Below are 19,742 nucleotides of genomic sequence, written 5' to 3'. Positions count from 1 at the left end.
TGAACCTGCGAATTTACAACGTTGTAGATCCCTCATAGTCACGTTCGCACACCGCGGTGTCAACCCTTTGCCGTGCGTCCCGCCTTGCCTATCTGGAGCCCTCCCTTGCCCGGGACGGAGGCCTGCGTTTGAGTGGGTGACAGGCTGGCAGCGCCCCCGCCCGGGAGGAGACACCCATGACCCGCACACACCCGTCCCCCAGCGCGCATCTTCGCCTCGTATGGCCCCAGTGGCAGGGCGCCGGGACGTCGAGCGTGCGCGATCTCGCGCCGGAGTTCCCGTTCGACGTCGCCCGCCGGGGCTACACCGTGGGTACGAGGGTGCTGCAGGCGGTGCTCCCCGAGCATGAGGGGCCGACCGCCGTCGTGCCCGTCGAGTTCGGCGACTCCGGCCTCGAGGAGCGGGACGGAATCGAGGCCAAGGCCGCCATCCTGGACCAGCTCGACGCGGCCCTGTCGATCATCCGACAGTACCGGCCCGAGCGGATCACGACCCTGGGCGGCGACTGCGGGGTCAGCGTGGCCCCCTTCTCCTCGCTCGCCCAGAGGTACAGCGACGATCTCGCCGTGCTGTGGATCGACTCGCATCCCGACATCGGCACGGGCCAGGGCGCCTACCCCGGGTACCACGCGATGGCCGTCTCGGCGCTCACGGGCCATGGCGACCCCGACGTCCTCCGCCGGCTCCCGGCGACGCTCCCGCCGAGCCGCGTCGCACTCGTCGGGATGCACGACTGGACGGACCGCTCCCTGCCCGCGGTCGCCGAGGCGTGGGGCCTGCCCGTCTTCCCGCCCGACACGCTGCGCTCGGACAGCTCCGGGCTCCTCGACTGGCTGCGGGACACCGGCGCCTCCCGCGTCGCCATCCACTTCGACGTCGACACGATCGACGCCGACGAGGTCCGGCTCGGCCTCGGCGCCGGCCGCGGAGGGCTGACGAGCGCCGAGGCGCGCCGTGTCGTCGCCGACGTCAGCGCCGGGGCGGAGGTCGTGGGCCTCACGATCGCCGAGTTCTTCCCCCGCCAGGTGATGCACCTGAAGCAGATCCTCGCGGGCTTCCCCCTCCTCGATTGAGGCTGCCGCCCAGAGGGCGTCGGCCAGTGGCTCCGGAGGGGTTGGGCGGCGGGCGCACTGAGATGGAGCGCGTGACCCACTAGCGCGTTCACTAGAAGGGTGGTGGTGGGTCGGCGTGGGGGCAGGTGATGTAGCGCTTGCCCGAGGGGCCGGTCCATTCGAGGGTTCCGGGTGGGGCGCCTGGCGGATCGATTCCGGCCGGTTGGTCGTTCGTCTCGTCCGTCCCGGTCGAGGCTGCCTCGTCCTCGGTCGGGGTCCCCGCCACGGCGTCCGCCCCGATGTGGCGGACGGTCCAGAGGCCGAGGGTCTTGAGGCGGTGGTGCTCGGGGCACAGGAGGGCGAGGTTGCCGACGTCGGTCTCCCCGCCCTGGGACCATTCGTGGGTGTGGTCGGCCTCGGTCGCGGCGGCGGGCTTGTCGCAGCCCGGGAAGCGGCAGGTGCCGTCGCGCAGGGCCAGGAAGCGGCGCATCGCCGCGGTCGGGGCGTAGCGGACCCGCCCGATCGCCAGCGGCGCCCCGGTGAGGGGCGCGACGACGAGCCGGGTCCAGAGCTGGGTCTGCGCGGCGAGCCGGCGCGCGGCCTCGGGGTCGATGGGGCCGTAGCCGAGGATCTCCCCCGGCGCCTCCGAGGCCCCGGCCAGGGTCGCGGCCGGCACGGTCACGACAAGCTCCATCCGCACCCCGCCGGCCGGCGTCGGGACACCCGCGGCACCGTCGCCGACGGACCCAGGGCCGTAGGCCGCAGGACCACTGCCGGGGGCAGGGCCACCGGAGGCGGCAGGGAAAACGGGCGAGCCGGTTCCGGTGCCGGTGAGGAGGTCGGTGAGGGCGTCGGCGCGGAGCTGGTTGACCGTCCGCGCCTCCCCGGGGGCCTGCAGGCTCCGGGCGATCGCGGTCAGGCGGGTGTCGATCAGCGCGCCCGTCTCCAGCGGCAGGTAGGCGGTGAGGTGGCACATGCCGTCCCCGGCCGGGACGAGGTCCACGCGCCGGTCGGCGGCGGCCTTGGCCTTCCGCACGGCCAGGGGCTCGTCGGCGTAGTCCTCGGCCAGGCGCCGCAGCCGCCGCCCCAGCGCCGGGACGGTGGGGACCCGGTCGGGGTCCTGCAGGGCGGCGATCGGGGCCGCGGCCGCGGCGAAGTCGGCCAGCCGGGACGCCGGGACCGGGATCGCGGCGTCAAGGACCACGGCGGCGCGGCGGCGGGTCAGCCGGCCGGCCTGCATGGCCTCGAACACCGGCGCGTACGCCGGGGCGGTCAGGGCCAGGGATTCCTCGACCAGGGCCCGGGCGCTGCGCTGGGAGATCCTGAGCCGGGCGGCGATCTCGGACGCGGCCAGCCCCGGGGCCTCGAGCCGCTCCCCGGGGTCCTCGGAGTCCCCGCCGTAGGCGCGCACGAGCCCGGCGATGCCGAACGCCCGCCGGCCTCCAGCCGCGCGACGGCGGCCTCGGCCCCGGCGATGGAGTCGACCAGGGACGCCGCGTGCAGGACCCTGGCCCGCGGCATCGCGCCCAGGGCCGGGCTGGTCAGGGTGCACTCCATCAGGTCCGCGTCCGGGTCGAAGTCCGGCACGTCCCGGGCCAGGGCCGCCAGCCCCGCCTCGTCCCGGGCCTCCATCAACCGCTCGTACCCCGGCTCCCCCGGGTCCATCCGGTCCGGATCGACATACCGGGCCGGGTCCTCGTCCCACGGCGCCGGATCCGGCGGCACGGACGCCAGCCACCCATCCGGATCCTCCCGGCCCGGCCCTTCGCCGAAGACGTCTTCCCCTCCCATGCACCAACCCTCGCACCCACCTCCGACAATTCTCACCGGAGGCCATGGACTCCTGGTTGGACCGGGAGCGCAACCCGGCCCACCGCCGTCGTGCGCGTCTGTCTCCGGCAGCTGACGCCGGACAAGTGAAGCGGGACACCGAGCCGCGGCATACACCCGACCGCAGTCAGCTCCCCCGCAGCCTCGCGATCGCCTCCGGCTGCGCGAGCTTCTCCTGCCGGTACTCCTCGAGGACGACGGCGAGCATCGCCTCGGCGCTCTCGGGCGCCTCCGCGCCCATCGCCTCCTCGGCATAGAAGGCGCGGAGGTTGAAGGCGTACGCGTCCACGGCGGTCTGGGCGAGGCACAGGTGCGTCGAGACGCCCGCGAGCAGGACGGAGTCGGCGCCCCACGTGTGCAGGCGCTGGAGCAGGTCCGTCCCCGCGAAGGCGCTGTCGCGGTGCTTGACGAGCTGGGGCAGCCCGTCCGCCTGCAGCTCCGGGAGCAGCTCGGCCTGCTCGGTGCCGCGGAAGGCGAAGCCCTGCTCGTCGTCGAGCATCGAGAGCGTCCAGGTCGAGCCGTCGCGCTCGTGCTCGGTGCGGACGAGGAGCACGGGGGCTCCGGAGTCCCGGGCCGCGGCGATGAGCCCGTTGCACGCGGAGACGATGCGCTCCCGCTGCGCGGCGAGCCCGGGGAACTCGAAGAAGGCGTTCTGCATGTCGATGACGAGCAATGCGGTGCGCATGCGCCACTCCTTACCCAGTGGGGCCATGTGCTACCCAGTGGGCCCCGTGGGCCTCGAACCCACGACCCGCGGATTAAAAGTCCGCTGCTCTACCAACTGAGCTAGAGGCCCGGCCCGGCGCACAGCCGGACACCAGTACTCTAGCGCAGCGGCCCGCCCAACCCCTCCGCGTGGGCAGCCGCAGGCAACAGGAGTACCGTACTGGCATGAGCGAGCAAGGCATGCCAGGCAAGGGACCGGTCAGGCACCACAAGCCCAAGCCGTTCGCGCCGATCGACTTCGAGCCCTTCGCCGGCGGCGCGGATCCCGCCCGCGTCTCGGAGGCGGCGCACCTCGCGGCCCAGGCCCTGGTCCACCGCGGCCGCGAGAGCGAGGACCCGGAGGTCACCCAGCGGCTTGTGCGCCTCGCTGACGAGCAGGGACTCGAGGCCATCGCCGAAATGTGGGCCGAGAGCCCCGCCCGGTCCCTCCCGGGGGTGCTCTGGCGCCTCTACGCCCTCCGGGCCGCGACGAGGCAGGACCCGGAACGCATCTCCGTCTACTTCAAGGCCGGCAAGGACACCGCCCAGGTCTCGCACGCCGTCGCCGGCGTCGCCGAGCCCCCGGGCGCGGACGAGCTCACGACGATGGCAGACGCGATCCTCTCGGGCGCGTTCGACGGCGACTTCGACGTCGCGCTCGAACGCTCGGCTGCGTTCTGCCGCGTCGTCGCGCTCGGCCAGGCGACCGTCGCCGACAGCGCCGAGTGGGCCAATTCGCTGCACGCGACCAAGCTCACGAAGAGCGCCCACCAGCTCGTCAAGACCGCCGAGGACCTCGAGGCCTCGGCCAAGGCCTGGCGCCGCGGCCAGCTCGACTGAGCGCGCGTTCCTCGGCCTCCCCGCAGCCCTCCAGTGGCCTTCCAGCGGCCTTCCGGCGCTCCGCCATAGCCTCCCGGGCGCGGAATCGCAAGGTTGACTCTGCCCCGCAGCGGGGGCAACACTGAAGGTGGCGTCGGACCGTGGTAGCCCCGGGCTCCAACTTTTAGCCGCCTAGAGCGGCCTTCCGCCGAGAGGCGCTCCCGGTCCGGCGCCTTAGCTTTGCCCTCATGAGCCCTGTGCGCCGGGGGTGCATTCACGCTCGTCGCGTAAGATGCCCATGCCGGCCGCACCGCCGGACGGACGGCTTGGGACCTCGAAGGCTCTGAGCCGTCGCGAGAGGACCGGCCCCAGCGGCCCTGCTGCACCGCCACACGGAGATTCATGAAGTTTCGGCTCTTTCCCCAGGAGACGGCGGGGCTCGAGCTGCTCTCCTCGATGGCACAGCAGTCCGTCCTGGCGGTCCAGACGCTCTCCGAGATGTTCGGCGCCCGCCGCTCCGACTATGAGGGCCTCGTCGAGGAGCTTGCCTCGATCGACACGCGCACGAGCGAGCTCGCCCGCTCGCTCCTGACCCAGCTGCGCACGAGCTTCGTCAACCCGCTCCCCCGCGAGGACCTCCTGATCCTCTCCGAGAACCTCCAGCTCACCGTCGAGCGGCTCGGCAGCGTCGGCGAGCTCGTCCTCCTGCATGGGCTCGACCGGCTCCCCCGCGAGGCCGCGGACCTGCTCGAGATCGTCACGCGCGAGGCGGAGCTGACCGTCGCCGCCATGCAGCAGCTGAACAACCTCGACGACCTCGAGGACTACTGGCTCGACATGACGCGGCTGGCCAAGCGCGCCGAGCACACTCACCGCGTATGGAGCACGTCCGCACTCCGCGAGGTCTCGATCACGGCCTTCGCCCGAAACATCGACGTCAGCCGCGAGCTCCTGGCGGCGGGCCGGGCCCTGCGTGACGTCGCCACGCACGTCGGCCGGATCATCGTCAGGGAATCCTGAGTGGGCCTCGTGCTCGCGGCGACAGTCGTCACCTTCACCGCCGCCTTCGGCTTCCTCAACGGCTTCCGCGACGCCTCCGCCGCCATCGGCCTCACCGTCCGCACCCGGGCCCTGACCCCGAGCATCGCAGCGGCCCTCGCGACCCTCTTCAACGTCGCCGGCACCGTCACGAGCGCGTGGCTCCTGGCCTACTTCGGCGCCTTCTGGCTCAGCCCGCCGGACGGCAGCGGGGGGCTCATCATGCTCCTCGCGACGCTCGCGAGCGCGATCCTGTGGAACACGTACGCCTGGTGGCGCGGCTACCCGTCGTCGTCGACGCACGCCCTCGTCGGCGGGCTCATCGGCTCGTCCATCGCCGCCTCGCTCCTAGGGCACGAGGCCGTCGCCCAACTCGACCGGGTGTTCTGGGTGCAGGTCGGCCTGCCGCTCCTGTTCTCGCCCCTGCTCGCGTTCGGGGCGGCGTTCTTCCTCACCGCCGTCGTGACGTGGGCCGTGCGCTACGCCCAGCCGAGCCACGCCCACGCGGGCCTGAGGGCGGCGCAGTCGGTGGGCACGAGCGCCGTCGCCTTCGCCCACGGGCTCCAGGACGGCCAGCGCATCATCGCCGTGCTCATGATCGCGACCCTCGGCGCCGGCGCGGACTTCCGTGACATCCCGGCGTGGACCGCCGTGTTCGCCGCCGTCGTCCTCGGCGCGGGCACGCTCGCCGGGGGCTGGCGGATCACCTACACGCTCAGCCACCGCCTCGTGCGCGTGGACCCGCTGCGCGGCTTCGTCTCGCAGCTCGTGACCTCGGGGATGCTGTTCTTCGGCGCCCTCGGCCTGCACTGGCCGCTCTCGACGACGCACACCGCCGTCTCGTCCGTGCTCGGCGCCGGCTCGAACCAGGACTATGCCGCCGTCAAGGGCAGCCTCGTGATCCGGCTCGTCCGCTTCTGGCTCGTCACCCCGCTCACGACGGCGGTGCTCGGCGCGGTCTTCGCGCTCGCCCTCTCGCCGCTCGGCTGAGCGGGTGAAGATTCTCCGTCAATGCATGACGGCGGCTGCCGAGCCCCCAAGGTTCGGCAGCCGCCGTCGTCCCCCCATCCCGGGCGCCTGCCCGCCGAGGCGGCGCCCGGGTGGTCTAGTGCGGTCCTTCTGGACCGGTCGCCCCGGTAGCCCAGATCACCCGAAGCGGCCGGAGACGTAGTCCTCGGTCGCCTTCTGGGTCGGGTTGTTGAAGATGACCGAGGTGTCCGAGTACTCGATGAGCTTGCCGGGCTTGCCCGTGCCCGCGATGTTGAAGAAGGCGGTCTTGTCCGAGACGCGCGCCGCCTGCTGCATGTTGTGCGTCACGATCACGACCGTGTAGTTCTCCTTGAGCTCGTTGATGAGGTCCTCGACGGCGAGCGTGGAGATCGGGTCGAGGGCCGAGCACGGCTCGTCCATGAGGATCACGTCGGGCTTGACCGCGATCGCGCGGGCGATGCAGAGGCGCTGCTGCTGGCCGCCCGAGAGGCCCGAGCCGGGCTTGTCGAGGCGGTCCTTGACCTCGTTCCAGAGGTTCGCGCCGCGCAGCGAGGACTCGACGAGATCGTCCGCCTCCGACTTGGACATGCGCTTGCTGTTGAGCTTCACGCCGGCCAGGACGTTGTCCCGGATGGACATGGTCGGGAACGGGTTGGGCCGCTGGAAGACCATGCCAATGTGGCTTCGGACCGCGACGGGATCCACGCCGGGGCCGTAGAGATCGTCCCCGTCGAGGAACACCTGGCCCTCGACGCGGGCGCCCGGGAGCACCTCGTGCATGCGGTTGAGGGTGCGCAGGAAGGTGGACTTGCCGCAGCCCGAGGGGCCGATGAAGGCCGTGACGGACTTGGCCTCGATGTTGATGGTGACGCCCTCGACGGCGCGGAAGTCACCGTAGTAGACGTTCAGGTCCTTGACGTCGATTCGCTTCGACATGGTTCCTCAGTTCTTGAGTTCAGGAAATGGTCTGCGTGGGGCGCGCTCAGCGGCCGGTCTTCGGGGCGAAGGCCCTCGCGACGAGCCGGGCCACGAGGTTCAGCAGCATGACGAGGATGATGAGGACGAGGGCCGCCCCCCACGCGCGCTGGTCCGACGGCGCCGGGTTGGACGGCGACGTCGGGTTCAGGATCTGCGTGTAGATGAAGGTCGGCAGCGAGGCCATCCAGCCCGCGAACGGGTTGTTGTTGATGCTCGTCGCGAAGCCCGCGGTCACGAGGATCGGGGCGGTCTCGCCGATCACGCGGGCGATCGCGAGGGTCACGCCCGAGGCGATGCCGGAGATCGCCGTCGGGATGACGACCTTGAGGATCGTGCGCCACTTGCGCACGCCGAGGGCGTAGGAGGCCTCGCGCAGCTCGTTGGGGACGATCTTGAGCATCTCCTCGCTCGAGCGCACGACCACGGGGATCATGAGCACCGAGAGCGCGACGGCGGCGACGAAGCCCGTCTTGGTGCCCGGGCCGACGACCAGGAAGAAGAACGCCGCCGCGAAGAGGCCCGCGACGATCGAGGGGATGCCGGTCATGACGTCGACGAAGAACGTGATGGCCCGGGCGAGCGGGCGGTCGCCGCCGTACTCGACGAGGTAGATCGCGGTGAGCAGGCCGACGGGGACCGAGATAAGCGTCGCGAGGAGCGTGATCTGGACGGTGCCGAGCAGGGCGTGGTAGATGCCGCCGATGACGGGCGCCCCCTCCTCGACGGCCCGGTTGTCGTACACGCCCGTGACGCCGTTCATCGACGTCGTGAAGAATCCGGGCGCGAGGATGCCGGGGATGCCGGCGACGAGGACGGTCCAGATCACCGAGACGAGCGGCAGGAGCGCGATGAGGAACGCGCCGACGACGAGGCAGGTGGCGAGCTTGTCGGCCGCCTTGCGGCCGCCCTCGACGGCGCGGCTCCAGCCGACGTAGACGAGCGTGAACACGATGGCTGAGGCGATGCCCCACCCGAACGCGGTGAAGCCAGGCACGGCCACGATGGCGGCACCCAGCACGAGGGCGACGGCGAGGGAGACCCAGGGGGCGAAGCCGGGGAGGCGGCCGCGGGTCAGCTTGGAACGGCGGGGGGCAACGTCGGTGGTCGTCATGTCAGTTCGCTCCCGAGAATTCCTTGTGGCGGCTGATGATCCAGCGGGCCACCATGTTGACCGCGAGCGTGATGACGAACAGCACGAGGCCCGCCGCGATGAGCGTCGAGACCTTGAGGCCGGACGCCTCGGGGAAGTTGAGCGCGATCTCGGCGGCGATCGTCTGGTTGCCGGACTGGATCAGGCTCACCGTGAGGGCACCCGAGGAGAGCACGAGCGCGACCGCCATGGTCTCGCCGAGCGCGCGTCCGAGGCCGAGCATGATTGCGCTGATGACGCCGGGGCGGGCGAACGGGAAGACGGCCATCTTGATCATCTCCCAGCGCGTCGCGCCGAGGGCCAGGGCGGCCTCTTCGTGCAGCTTCGGCGTCTGGAGGAAGATCTCGCGCGAGAGCGAGGTGATGATCGGCAGGACCATGACGGAGAGCACGATGCCGGCGGTGAGGATCGTCTTGCCCGTCGCCGAGGCGGGGCCGGAGAAGATCGGGATCCAGCCCAGATTCTGCGCAAGCCACCCGTAGGCCGGCGAGATCTCCTTCGCGAGGAAGGCCGCGCCCCATGCGCCGTAGATGACGGACGGGATGGCCGCGAGGAGGTCGACGACATAGCCCAGCGCGGTGGCGATGCTGCGGGGCGCGAAGTGGGTGATGAAGAGGGCGACTCCGATCGAGATCGGCGTCGCGATGACCAGGGCGATCGCGGCGGCGATGACGGTGCCGATCACGATCGGGGCGATGTAGGCGAGGAAGCCCTCGCCGCCCTGGATGTCCTCGGGGTCGGCCACGAGGGCCGGGATGGCCTGGACGACGAGGAAGACGGCGACGCCGAAGAGGACGGCGAGGATGAGGCAGCCCGCGGTCAGGGCGAGCGTGGAGAACACCTTGTCGCCGCGCGGGCTGTCCTGTGCCGCGATGGCGGCAGGGACGCCGGCGCGTTCGGCCTGGCGTGGTGGCGCTGTGGTCACTGGGGACCCTTCCTTCTGGCTGCAGGCAACGGCGGGACCTGCATGAGTGGAACGGCTGCGCCCGGAACGGCTTGGGGGAACGCTCCGAACATGGGCAGGTTCCCCGCCCCTGGCCCCGCCGCTGCGCGGTGTGCGGCAGCGGCGTCGGGCGGGACGGGGAACCGGGGTATCGCGGTCGTTACAGGCCCGGGGCCTGGACTCAGGCTAGGCCTTGACCTTGATGGCGTCGATGGCCTTCTTGGCCTTCTCGGCGAGGTTCGCCGAGAGCGGCGCGGACTTGGCGGCGTCGGCGGCGGCCTTCTGGCCCGCCTCCGAGACGACGTAGCTCTCGAAGGCCTTCACGAGGTCCACGGTCTTCTGGTCGGCGTAGGTCGAGCAGACGATGTGGTAGGAGACGAGGACCACCGGGTAGGCGCCGGCCTCCTTCGTCGTGCGGTCGAGCTTGATCGACACGTCGCTGGCCGGGCGGCCCTCGACCTGCTTGCCGGCCTCGACAGCCTTCGAAGCAGCCTCGGCGGAGATCTTCACGAACTCGTCGCCGACCTTGATCGAGGCGGTGCCGAGCTTGCCGGAGACGGCGGAGTCGTCCGCGTAGGTCACGGCACCGGGGGTGTCGGTGACGACCTTGACGACGCCGGACGTGCCCTTGGCGTTCTCGCCCTGGAGCGAGGACGGCCAGACGCCCGAGGCCTTGTCGGTCCAGACCGACGGGGCCGCGGCGGCGAGGTACTCGGTGAAGTTGGTGGTCGTGCCCGAGTCGTCGGAGCGGTTCACCGGGGTGACCTTGAGGTCCGGCAGCGTGACGCCCGGGTTGAGGGCGGCGATGGCCGGGTCGTTCCACGTGGCGATCTGGCCGCGGAAGATCTTGGCGACCGTCTCGGCGTCGAGCTTGAGCTCCTTGACGTCCGGGAGGTTGAACGCGACCGCGATCGGGGAGATGTAGACCGGGATGTTGAGGGCGCCGTCGGGGCCGCACTTCTCCTTGGCCGAGGTCATCTCCTCATCCTTGAGGTACGCGTCGGAGCCGGCGAACTGGGCCGAGCCGTCGATGAGCGCCTTGCGGCCGGCGCCGGAGCCGTCGGGCGAGTACTGGACCGTGGCGCCGGAGTTGGCCGAGGCGAAGCCGGCCTTCCAGGCGTCCATGGCAGCGCCGGTCGAGGAGGCGCCGATGCCAGTCAGAGTGCCGGTGACGGCCGGCCCCGACGCGGCGGGGGACTGGTTGCTGCCGGTCGGATTGTCCGTGCCGCACGCCGAGAGAGCGAGCGCGCCGGCGGCGACGACAGCAACGGCCGAGAGGCGGCCGAAACGGATAGCCTTCACAAAGAACCCCTTCCAGGGTGGTCTGGGTGCGTACGAGCCGTACTGTTCTCGACGGTAGGCCTGTCAGGTAAAGACTCTCGGCGGCGATGGTGAACGCAAGGTGAACGCCACGCGGATTCCTCGTGACGAGGCCGGGGCCCGCTTGCCATCTGCGTCACATCCGAGTAGCGGATCCCGCGGCATTCCGCGCCAGAGCGCGAGGGTGGACTCCGGATCCCTCCCTAGACTTCCCTGTATGGACAAGAAGGCGCAGGCTGACCGGGGTGTCCGCGGCCAAGGTCTCCGCGATGCCGCAGGTGCCTACGCCCGGGACCTCGCGACGTCCGGGATGACGCGGGTCCGTCGCTCGGTGCTGCCCGCCATCGGGATGACCCTCGGCGCGGTCCTCGCCTACGTCATCGCAGAACAGGTCCTCGGGCACACGGGCCCGATCTTCGCCGCCACATCCGCGCTCATCGCCCTGGGCTTCGGGCGCGACCTCGCGGTGAGGAAGGTCCTCGAGGTGGCTCTGGGCTGCACGCTCGGCATCGCCGTCGGCGACCTGCTCATGCACCTCCTCGGCGCGGGCCTGTGGCAGGCCGGGATCATCCTCTTCGTCTCCCTGCTCGTGGCGCGGTTCCTCGACCGCGGCGTCATCTTCGCGACACAGCTCGGCCTGCAGTCGCTCCTCGTCGTCCTGCTGCCGGCCCCCGCGGGCGGGCCCTTCACCCGCAGCCTCGACGCCGTCGTCGGCGGGCTCATCGCGCTCGTGCTCACCGCGCTGCTCCCCCGCGACCCGCGGGTCGAGCCGCGGCGCGACCTCAGGAAGCTCGTCGACGCGTTCTCGACCATGCTGCGGGAGTGCGCGGCGGCGCTGGCCGACGCCGACTCGACCCGGGCGTGGCACGCCCTCGTCCGCGGGCGCAGCTCGCAGGCGCTCGTGGACACGATCCGCGCAACCCTCAAGTCCTCGTCCGAGGTGGCCACGATCGCCCCCGCCTACCGGCGGCACCGCGGCGAGCTCGAGGAGGTCGAGCACGCCGTCGAGTACCTCGACCTCGCGCTGCGCAACGGCCGCGTCGTCGCGCGCCGGCTCACGTCCGTCATCAACAACGCCGCCCTGACCCAGACGGCGGCCGAGCGGATCGCGGGCCTGCTCGAGGACACCGCCGACGCGCTCGACGACGTCGCGCTGGGCCTCGTCGCCGAGCGGCGGGAGGACCGCGAGGCCCAGATGCGCACGGCGCGGCTCGAGCTCGCGGACATCGCCTCGCGGGCGCACCCGCGGCGGCTCGAGGTCGAGCGGCTCGAGGGCGAGGCGCTCGTGATCCTCCTGCGGCCCATGCTCGTGGACCTCCTCGAGGCCACCGGGCATGCCCACGAGGAGGCCGTGGCGCTCCTGCCGCGGCTCTGAGTTCTGCGGGGCGCCCGCGGCGGGCGAGGAGTGTCGGAGCCCTCCCGTAGCCTTGGGGGCATGGCGACGAAGACCGCAACCCGTAGCACAACACGCGCAGCCGGTGCCTCCCGCGGCAAGGCCCCGGGCTACCGCTGCGCCGAGTGCGGCTGGACCACGGCCAAGTGGGTCGGCCGGTGCGGCGAGTGCCAGGCGTGGGGCACTGTTGAGGAGGTCGGCGCCGTCGTCGCACGCACGACGGCGGCCGCGACAGTCCTCGAGCCGGCCCGCCCGATCGCCGAGGTCGACGCGACGGACGCCGCCTTCCTGCCCACGGGTGTCGGGGAGCTCGACCGCGTCCTCGGCGGCGGGCTCGTGCCCGGCGCGGTGATCCTGCTCGCCGGGGAGCCCGGCGTCGGGAAGTCGACGCTCCTGCTCGACGTCGCGGCAAAGGTCGGGGCGGGATCAGCTCAGGCGCGGGAGGTCCTCTACGTCACCGGCGAGGAGTCCGCGGCGCAGGTCAAGCTGCGCGCCGAGCGCATCGGCGCCGTCGCGCCGCGCCTGTTCCTCGCGGCGGAGACGGACCTCGCGCAGGCGCTCGGCCACGTCGAGAAGGTCCAGCCGCAGCTGCTCGTCGTCGACTCGGTCCAGACGCTCTCGAGCCCCGAGGTGGACGGCAGCGCGGGCGGGGTCTCGCAGGTGCGCGAGGTCGCGGCGTCGATCATCGCGGCCGCGAAGCGCCGGAACATGACCACGCTGCTCGTCGGCCACGTGACGAAGGACGGCTCGATCGCGGGCCCGCGCCTGCTCGAGCACCTCGTCGACGTCGTGTGCCAGTTCGAGGGCGAGCGGCACTCGCGGCTGCGGCTCCTGCGCGCCGTCAAGAACCGCTACGGGCCCACTGACGAGGTGGGCTGCTTCGACCTCGCGGAGACGGGGATTGTGAGCGTCTCCGACCCGTCCGGGCTGTTCGTCTCGCGCACGCGGGAGCCAGTCTCCGGCACGTGCATCACCGTGACGCTCGAGGGCCGCAGGCCGCTCCTGGCGGAGGTCCAGTCGCTCCTCGCCGAAAGTGCGGCGGGGCAGCCGCGCCGGGCCACGAGCGGGCTCGACTCCTCGCGCGTGGCCATGCTGCTCGCCGTGCTCCAGCAGCGCGCAGGGTGCCTCCTGCACAAGGACGACAGCTACGTCGCGACAGTGGGCGGCGTGAAGCTCAGCGAGCCCGCGACAGACCTCGCCGTGGCCCTGGCCGTCGCCTCGGCGAAGACCCGCACGGCGCTCCCCCAGCGCCTCATCGCGTTCGGCGAGGTGGGCCTCGCGGGCGAGGTGCGCCCGGTCCCCGGCATCAACAGGCGCATCCAGGAGGCCCACCGGCTCGGTTTCACCCACGCCATAGTGCCCGCGAGTCCCACGGGGCCGGGCGAGGTGCCTGAGGGGTTCAAGGTGCGCGAGGTGGGGCACGTCGCCGAGGCGCTCGAACTGCTCATCCCGGCAGGCTGACTTCTTGCCCGAATCGTTGTAGTCTTTCGGGCTCTCAAGGCCGAAAACCGCAGAATCACGGGCCTGACGCCGTTAGCATGGGGTTCGGTGCCTGCGCAGGCACGCGGCCGCGTGAAGGGACATCGAATGGCTCGGACCCCCGAGGAAGTGCTCAAAGCCACCTTGGCCCGGGTCGCACCCGGAACCGCGCTGAGGGACGGGCTCGAGCGGATCCTGCGGGGCCGGACGGGCGCGCTCATCGTCCTCGGCTACAACCCCACGGTCGAGTCGCTCTGCTCGGGCGGCTTCGAGATCGGGATCGACTTCTCCCCCACCCGCCTGCGCGAGCTCGCGAAGATGGACGGCGCGATCGTCACCGACCGGGACGCCCGCACGATCGTCAAGGCAGCCGTCCATCTCGTGCCGGATTCCTCCATCGAGACCCACGAGTCCGGCACCCGCCACCGCACCGCGGAGCGCGTCGCCATCCAGACCGGCCTGCCCGTGATCTCCGTGAGCCAGTCCATGCAGATCATCGCGCTCTACGTCCAGGGGATCCGGCACGTCATCGAGGGCTCCGAGAAGGTCCTCGCCCGCGCCAACCAGGCCCTCGCGACGCTCGAGCGCTACAGGGCGCGGCTCGACCAGGTCACGAACTCGCTCTCGGCCCTCGAGATCGAGGCGATGGTCACCGTGCGGGACGTGGCCCAGACGCTCCAGCGGCAGGAGATGGTGCGGCGCATCTCGGAGGAGATCGCCCAGTACGTCCTCGAGCTCGGCGACGACGGCCGGCTCCTGGCCCTCCAGCTCGAGGAGCTCACGGCAGGCCTCGGCGTGGGCAGCGACGTCGTGCTGCGCGACTACGCCGGCGACGAAGCGACGCCGGAGACGGTCGAGTCCGCCGTCCAGGCGCTTGTGGACCTCTCGAGCGTGGACCTCATCGACCTCAACCGGATCGCCGCGATCCTCGGCTACGCAGGCGGCGCCGAAACGCTCGACGCCGTGGTCCAGCCGCGCGGCTACCGTCTCATCTCCGGGCTCAAGCCCGTCCCGCGGGCCGTCGCGGACCGCCTCGTGGACCACTTCGGCGGCCTGCAGAACCTCATGGCCGCGACGATCGAGGACCTCATGATCGTCGACGGCATCGGCGAGCAACGCGCGCGGACCGTGCGCGAGGGCCTCTCCCGCATGGCCGAGGCGAGCCTCCTCGACCGCTTCCTCTAGGCCGAGGCCACGGACTGAGCAGGACGCGGACTGAGCGGGACGGCGCTCAGCCGAGCGAGAAGACGGCCTTGCTGCTCGTCGTCGTGCCCAGCGATGTGGTCAGGACGTACACGCCGGGGCGGGGCTGCACCGGCACCTCCGTGCAGCCCGCGACGCTGCGCACGCGGGGCCACGGGAAGTTCGCAGTCTCGGAGCCGCCGGCGGGGAGCGTCTTGACGAGGTCCGCGGCCTCGGCCTGGCAGTCCTTCGACGAGAAGATCCGGTCCACGCCGCTGACCACGAGGAACTCCATCTGCGTCGTGCCCACGTTGACCTCGCACGGCATCGGGTTGCCGTTCGTGACCTTGAGCGAGAACACGGGGTTCTCGCCCGCGGCGTAGGCGGGCTTGTCCGTGGCCGCGCTCACGGTGATGAGCTGCCAGTCGCAGGCCGAGGTCGGGGACGCGCCCGGCGAGGCGGTCGCACCCGGGGAGGCACCCGGCGAGGCCGTGGCCCCCGGCGATGCCGTCGGGCTCGCGGCGGCCGACGACGACGCGCCGGGGGTCGCGGGCACCACACCGTCCGCGGCACCCGCCAGGGGCGAGGCGGGCGGCGGGCCTGCCGGGGCGGGCTCGGATCCCACGGCGCGGGCGATCCCCCACGCGCCCAGGACGACGGCGCCGATCACAGCCACGAGCGCCACGAGGACAACGAGCCGGCGCCGGCGGTAGACCGCGGGGCTCTGGCGGCGGGTTCCGGGGCGAGCCCTCGTCGGGCGGGCACCCGGCGGGCGGGCCTTGCAGTACGCCCGCGGGCCGCCCGTGCCCCGGGAGCCGCCTGCGCCCCTCGGGCCATCCGTGCCCCTCGTGCCTGATTCAGACATGCCTGTTGTCCCCCTGCCCTGCAAATGCCACGCCTCTAGGCTAGGATCCGCCCGGGCGCGGAACGGCCCGGCACGCCGCCGGTACAGTGAACCTGTCCCGCGAGAAAGGCTTCCGTGACCCTCAGCCCGCCCGCCCCCGCCTCCCAGGCCCCGGTCCTCGATGCCGCCGTGTGCCCGGCCGAGCCCGCCGGCCCCCACGCCGCGCCCGCCGCCGGGCGCCGCCCCGCCCCGCACGCCGTCGACCGCGAGCGCCTGAGGCGCCTGCACCGCACCGTCTCCGGCTGGTTCACGGCGGAGTCCCGGGACCTGCCCTGGCGCGACCCCGACCGGACCCCGTGGGGGGTCCTCGTGAGCGAGGTCATGCTCCAGCAGACGCCCGTCGTGCGCGTGCTGCCCGTGTGGCACGCGTGGATGGAGCGCTGGCCCGAGCCCGCGGACCTCGCGGCCGAGCCGCCGGGCGAGGCCGTGCGCGCGTGGGGGCGCCTCGGCTACCCGCGCCGGGCGCTGCGCCTGCACGCCGCGGCCACTGTCATCGCGGCCGAGCACGGCGGGCGCGTCCCCGACACGGAGGAGGGCCTGCTCGCACTGCCCGGCGTCGGCTCGTACACGGCGGCTGCGGTCGCGGCGTTCGCCTTCGGGCGCCGGGCCACGGTGGTGGACACGAACATCCGGCGGGTCCACGCACGGCTCATCGGCGGCGAGGCCCTGCCCGCGCCCTCGCTCACGGCCGCCGAGCAGCGCCGGGCCGCGGAGCTCCTACCCGAGGACGAGGCCCTCTCCGTCGCCTGGAACGCCTCGACGATGGAGCTCGGCGCCCTCGTCTGCACCGCCCGCTCGCCGAGGTGCTCGGAGTGCCCCGTCGCGGCCGACTGCGCGTGGCGCGCCGCGGGCGAGCCCCCGCCGTCGTACACGCCCAAGGGCCAGGCCTGGCACGGCACGGACCGCCAGGTTCGCGGGGCCGTCATGGCGGTCCTGCGCGCGGCCGAGCATCCAGTGGCCCGGGAGCTGTTCGCGGTGGCTGCGCAGCAGCCCGAGCCAGGGCTCATTCCCACGGAGCGAAGGTCCGCGCACGGCTCGGCGCTCGCCCGGCTGCACGCCCTGAACACCGGGCCGGAACAGCTCGAGCGCGCCATCTCGGGGCTCGTCGCGGACGGCCTCGCGGTGGACGACGGCGGGCGGCTCGCGCTGCCCTGATCGCAGGCTCGGGCGATGCCGCCCTGTGCCCCCGGCTGTGACCAGGGTGCGCCTGCGAGACCGGACTGTGCCCGGATCGACGCCAACGCAGGCCTGTGCCGGGCAAGGGGCTGGGCCTAGCGTGGGGGCATGAGGATCCTCGCGCGCGGGAGCGGCGCGGCCGGCATGAAGGCCGCCGGCGCTGTGGCCGCCGGCCTGGCCGCCGCCACGCTCCTGACCGGCTGCGGCTTCTTCCCCTCCCCGTACCCGCCGCCCTGCCCGGCGATCGCCGCGGCGCCGTTCGTGAGCATCGAGATCAGCCCCGAGCGCGCCGCCGCCATCACGACTCTGCACGGACGAGGCTGCCAGGGCGGGTCCTGCCGGGAGGCGGACCTCGAGCTCCTCTCGTTCCCCGGCACGCCGGGCCGGACGGCCCAGCTCGACATGGGCGTCCTCACCGAGGAACCGATCGAGCTGACCCTCACCGCAACCGGCCCCGGCCCCGGGCCCGCAGGCGGCGTCACGCAGACGACCGCGCAGCTGACCTTCACCCCCGTCGTCGACTACCCCTTCGGGGAGCACTGCGGGAAGTTCGTCCACGCCGTCGTCGAGTGGGACGCGCAGGGCCTCCGGCCCAAGCCCTGATCCCAGGTGCCTCACGGGGCCCTCTGGAGAGTCCTCCCCATGGCACGCCGCCGTGCCATGAGGCAGGCTGGGGGACGTCAGACGTCCATGACCGGGGGGTTCACCATGCTGACGAGCGGCGCGACACCAGAAGAACTCAGGGCCTTGGCCAAGGCCCTCGGCAAGCACGCGGCCTCGCTGGGCCGGATCGAGCAGGACCTCATGGTCCTCGTGAACCGGGCCGAGGTCTGGTCCGGGCGCGACGCCGAGGAGTTCCGGCACCGGTTCGCGTCCGTCCAGCGGCGCGGCCTCGTGGCCTGTCGAAGCTCTCTCGACGCGGCGGCCCGCACGCTCGGGGCCAACGCCGCTGCCCAGGAGGCCACCTCGAACGAGCTCGCTGGCGGCAGTGCGGCCGGGGCGCCGGGGGATGCCGGAACCACTACCCTCGCCGGCACGACCACCCTGGCGGCACCGGACGACGGCTCCGACAGCAGCAGCACGGACTCCGACGACGAGAAGCCCCCCGCCGACCCGCCGCGCCCGAGCGCGAGCGAGATCGAGCGCGAGTACCAGGTCAGCGACAGCCCCATGACCGAATGGCCGGGAGAGTGGGACCCCATGCGGCTCGCCGTGGACCCGATCCCCGTGACCGAGAACGAGGCCGAGCTGCTCGACGGGCTCGGCCTGCTCAACCTCCAGGACTTCAAGGACTCGAAGGAGGACGCCTACGGCGAGTCCGAGCGCCGGTACGACGGCGCGGGGGCCGAGGACGGGCACCAGGACGCCTTCCGCCACGCCTACTGGAACGCGCTCATGTCCACGCGCATCGGGCCCGAGTTCGCCGAGGACTTCGGCACGGCGCACGAGCAGCGCCCCGGCAACCCCTCGGACCGCGAGGCCATGGACCTGTACAACAACGAGGTCGGGCGGCGCATCGCGGCCGAGAACCCCGACGCGAGCGCCGAGGAGCTGGCCGACAAGGTCCAGCAGGCGATCGAGAACGGAGACATGGTCGTGATCGGGCCGGACGGCCAGCTGCACCGCTCCGACGAGGTGCGCGTGGGAGACACCGGCGACGCCGACGGCGCGCCCGCCCAGGGCCAGGAGCCCGACTTCAACGACTCGGCGGTGGGCTGATGCGCGCCGCACTCGCCCTCGTGCTGGCCCTTGCCCTCACTGCCTGCCTCCCCGCCCCGAAAGGACCCACCGTGCAGATCGGAACCGAGCTGAGCCGCGAGATCGCCACCGCCGCCACGGAGGGCCGCGCCCTCCGCATCGCGGACCACACGGACTTCGCGTGGGACAGCGTCACCTTCGTGACCGAGGGCACCAAGGCGGAGGAGATCGAGCGGCGCTTCGGCGAGCGGATCATCAAGGACGAGCGGTTCACCGCCGCCGCGAACCTGCTCGTGTTCAGCGAGGGCGGCAGCGTGGTCAACGCCCAGACCGTCACCGCGGATGCCTTCCGCGCCGCGGACTCTCGGCGCACGTACGGGCACACGGCGACCCTCACGCCCGTCGAGGGCCGGCCTGGCTACCTCGCCTGGTCGGACTGACCGGCCGGGCCTGCACGTGCCCCGCCTACTCGCGCGCCCGCCCCGCGAGCCACTTGATCATGCGCGTGTTCCCGAGCGTGTTCGGCTTGACGCGGGCGAGGTCGAGGAACTCGGCGACGCCCTCATCGTGCGAGCGCAGCAGCTCCGAGTAGACCTCGGGGTCGACGCCGGTCTGGTCGGCCATGACCTCGAAGCCGTGCCGCTCGAAGAAGCCCACCTCGAAGGTGAGGCAGAAGACCCGCTGCACCCCGACGTCGTGCGCGTCCGCGAGGAGCTGCTCGACGAGCGCGTGCCCGACCCCGCGCCCGCGCCAGGCGTCCGAAGCGGCGAGCGTGCGGATCTCGGCGAGGTCCTCCCACATGACGTGCAGGGCGCCGCAGCCGATGACCTCGCCCTCGGGCGTCTCGGCGATGCGGAACTCCTGGATCGCCTCGTAGTAGGCCACCGACTCCTTGGAGATGAGGATCCGCCGGTCCGCGAGCGGGGCCACGAGCCGCCGGATCGCCGCGACGTCCGAGGTGCGCGCGCGTCGCAGGCTGAACGGCGGCGCGTCGGTCGCTGGCGTCCCAGCGTTCTCTGAGGTCGTCTCGGCGGCTGTCATGGGCCAATCCTAGTGGTGGGTATCCGCGCCGCCCGGTCGGTCCC

19 protein-coding genes and 1 tRNA gene are annotated in these 19,742 nt (G+C 72.4%); 11 read left to right on the top strand and 9 right to left on the bottom strand.

What is annotated here, in order from left to right:
• The first annotated feature begins 176 nt into the window (after positions 1-176).
• The gene (locus ACUYMY_RS01845) at positions 177-1,073 is read left to right on the top strand and encodes an arginase family protein (protein ID WP_481701942.1); all 897 of its coding nucleotides are present in this window, start codon (positions 177-179) and stop codon (positions 1,071-1,073) included.
• 91 nt (positions 1,074-1,164) lie between these two features.
• Here ACUYMY_RS01845 and ACUYMY_RS01840 read toward each other — a convergent pair whose 3' ends face one another.
• From ACUYMY_RS01840 to ACUYMY_RS01830, 3 genes are all read right to left on the bottom strand, one after another.
• Positions 1,165-2,463 carry an HNH endonuclease signature motif containing protein gene (locus ACUYMY_RS01840; RefSeq protein ID WP_481701941.1) on the bottom strand — a complete coding sequence of 433 codons (1,299 nt, stop codon included), beginning with the start codon at positions 2,461-2,463 and terminating at the stop codon, positions 1,165-1,167.
• Between the two features lie 546 nt (positions 2,464-3,009).
• Positions 3,010-3,567, bottom strand: coding sequence for a cysteine hydrolase family protein (locus ACUYMY_RS01835; protein ID WP_481701940.1), 558 nt, complete (start codon positions 3,565-3,567; stop codon positions 3,010-3,012).
• A gap of 38 nt (positions 3,568-3,605) precedes the next feature.
• A tRNA-Lys gene (locus tag ACUYMY_RS01830) sits at positions 3,606-3,678 on the bottom strand.
• A gap of 95 nt (positions 3,679-3,773) precedes the next feature.
• Here ACUYMY_RS01830 and ACUYMY_RS01825 point away from each other — a divergent pair.
• From ACUYMY_RS01825 to ACUYMY_RS01815, 3 genes are all read left to right on the top strand, one after another.
• On the top strand, positions 3,774-4,427 hold the full coding sequence (locus ACUYMY_RS01825) for a hypothetical protein (protein ID WP_481701939.1): 654 nt from the start codon (positions 3,774-3,776) through the stop codon (positions 4,425-4,427).
• Positions 4,428-4,808: 381 nt separating this feature from the next.
• Positions 4,809-5,426, top strand: coding sequence for a nuclease PIN (locus tag ACUYMY_RS01820; RefSeq protein WP_481701938.1), 618 nt, complete (start codon positions 4,809-4,811; stop codon positions 5,424-5,426).
• The gene (locus tag ACUYMY_RS01815) at positions 5,427-6,434 is read left to right on the top strand and encodes an inorganic phosphate transporter (protein WP_481701937.1); all 1,008 of its coding nucleotides are present in this window, start codon (positions 5,427-5,429) and stop codon (positions 6,432-6,434) included. It begins immediately after the preceding gene.
• Positions 6,435-6,590: 156 nt separating this feature from the next.
• On the opposite strand, the gene pstB is transcribed toward ACUYMY_RS01815, so the two are convergent.
• The 4 genes from pstB to pstS all read right to left on the bottom strand — a co-directional run bounded on the left by pstB (position 6,591) and on the right by pstS (position 10,807).
• Positions 6,591-7,370, bottom strand: a complete 780-nt coding sequence (gene pstB, locus ACUYMY_RS01810) for a phosphate ABC transporter ATP-binding protein PstB (protein WP_481701936.1) — start codon at positions 7,368-7,370, stop codon at positions 6,591-6,593.
• Between the two features lie 46 nt (positions 7,371-7,416).
• Positions 7,417-8,523, bottom strand: coding sequence for a phosphate ABC transporter permease PstA (pstA, locus tag ACUYMY_RS01805; RefSeq protein WP_481701935.1), 1,107 nt, complete (start codon positions 8,521-8,523; stop codon positions 7,417-7,419).
• Position 8,524: 1 nt separating this feature from the next.
• Positions 8,525-9,436, bottom strand: coding sequence for a phosphate ABC transporter permease subunit PstC (pstC, locus tag ACUYMY_RS01800; protein ID WP_481704930.1), 912 nt, complete (start codon positions 9,434-9,436; stop codon positions 8,525-8,527).
• 255 nt (positions 9,437-9,691) lie between these two features.
• Positions 9,692-10,807: a phosphate ABC transporter substrate-binding protein PstS gene (pstS, locus tag ACUYMY_RS01795; protein WP_481701934.1), complete on the bottom strand. Its 1,116-nt coding sequence runs from the start codon at positions 10,805-10,807 to the stop codon at positions 9,692-9,694.
• A gap of 235 nt (positions 10,808-11,042) precedes the next feature.
• Between pstS and ACUYMY_RS01790 the strand changes: the two genes are divergently transcribed.
• The 3 genes from ACUYMY_RS01790 (at position 11,043) to disA (ending at position 14,882) form a co-directional block, all read left to right on the top strand.
• Positions 11,043-12,200, top strand: a complete 1,158-nt coding sequence (locus ACUYMY_RS01790) for an FUSC family protein (RefSeq protein ID WP_481701933.1) — start codon at positions 11,043-11,045, stop codon at positions 12,198-12,200.
• Between the two features lie 60 nt (positions 12,201-12,260).
• Positions 12,261-13,679 carry a DNA repair protein RadA gene (gene radA / locus ACUYMY_RS01785; protein WP_481701932.1) on the top strand — a complete coding sequence of 473 codons (1,419 nt, stop codon included), beginning with the start codon at positions 12,261-12,263 and terminating at the stop codon, positions 13,677-13,679.
• A gap of 126 nt (positions 13,680-13,805) precedes the next feature.
• Positions 13,806-14,882 carry a DNA integrity scanning diadenylate cyclase DisA gene (gene disA / locus ACUYMY_RS01780; protein WP_481701931.1) on the top strand — a complete coding sequence of 359 codons (1,077 nt, stop codon included), beginning with the start codon at positions 13,806-13,808 and terminating at the stop codon, positions 14,880-14,882.
• A 46-nt stretch (positions 14,883-14,928) separates the two neighbouring features.
• Here disA and ACUYMY_RS01775 read toward each other — a convergent pair whose 3' ends face one another.
• Positions 14,929-15,744 carry a hypothetical protein gene (locus ACUYMY_RS01775; RefSeq protein ID WP_481701930.1) on the bottom strand — a complete coding sequence of 272 codons (816 nt, stop codon included), beginning with the start codon at positions 15,742-15,744 and terminating at the stop codon, positions 14,929-14,931.
• Between the two features lie 252 nt (positions 15,745-15,996).
• On the opposite strand from ACUYMY_RS01775, the gene ACUYMY_RS01770 reads away from it, so the two are divergent.
• The 4 genes from ACUYMY_RS01770 (at position 15,997) to ACUYMY_RS01755 (ending at position 19,097) form a co-directional block, all read left to right on the top strand.
• Positions 15,997-16,938 carry an HhH-GPD family protein gene (locus ACUYMY_RS01770; protein WP_481704929.1) on the top strand — a complete coding sequence of 314 codons (942 nt, stop codon included), beginning with the start codon at positions 15,997-15,999 and terminating at the stop codon, positions 16,936-16,938.
• A 129-nt stretch (positions 16,939-17,067) separates the two neighbouring features.
• Positions 17,068-17,562, top strand: a complete 495-nt coding sequence (locus ACUYMY_RS01765; protein ID WP_481701929.1) for a hypothetical protein — start codon at positions 17,068-17,070, stop codon at positions 17,560-17,562.
• Between the two features lie 105 nt (positions 17,563-17,667).
• Complete coding sequence (locus ACUYMY_RS01760) at positions 17,668-18,678, top strand: WXG100 family type VII secretion target (RefSeq protein ID WP_481701928.1); 1,011 nt, start codon at positions 17,668-17,670, stop codon at positions 18,676-18,678.
• A gap of 71 nt (positions 18,679-18,749) precedes the next feature.
• A complete protein-coding gene (locus ACUYMY_RS01755; RefSeq protein WP_481701927.1) occupies positions 18,750-19,097 on the top strand; it encodes a hypothetical protein in 348 nt (115 codons plus the stop codon).
• A 25-nt stretch (positions 19,098-19,122) separates the two neighbouring features.
• Here the strand turns inward: ACUYMY_RS01755 and ACUYMY_RS01750 are convergent, their stop codons facing one another.
• On the bottom strand, positions 19,123-19,698 hold the full coding sequence (locus tag ACUYMY_RS01750) for an amino-acid N-acetyltransferase (RefSeq protein ID WP_481701926.1): 576 nt from the start codon (positions 19,696-19,698) through the stop codon (positions 19,123-19,125).
• Between the last annotated feature and the right edge of the window lie 44 nt (positions 19,699-19,742).

The sequence above is a fragment of the Sinomonas sp. T428B genome (assembly GCF_056780155.1).
The sequence above is the reverse complement of the archived record's forward strand: the minus strand, read 5'-3'. Positions and strand labels throughout refer to the sequence as shown.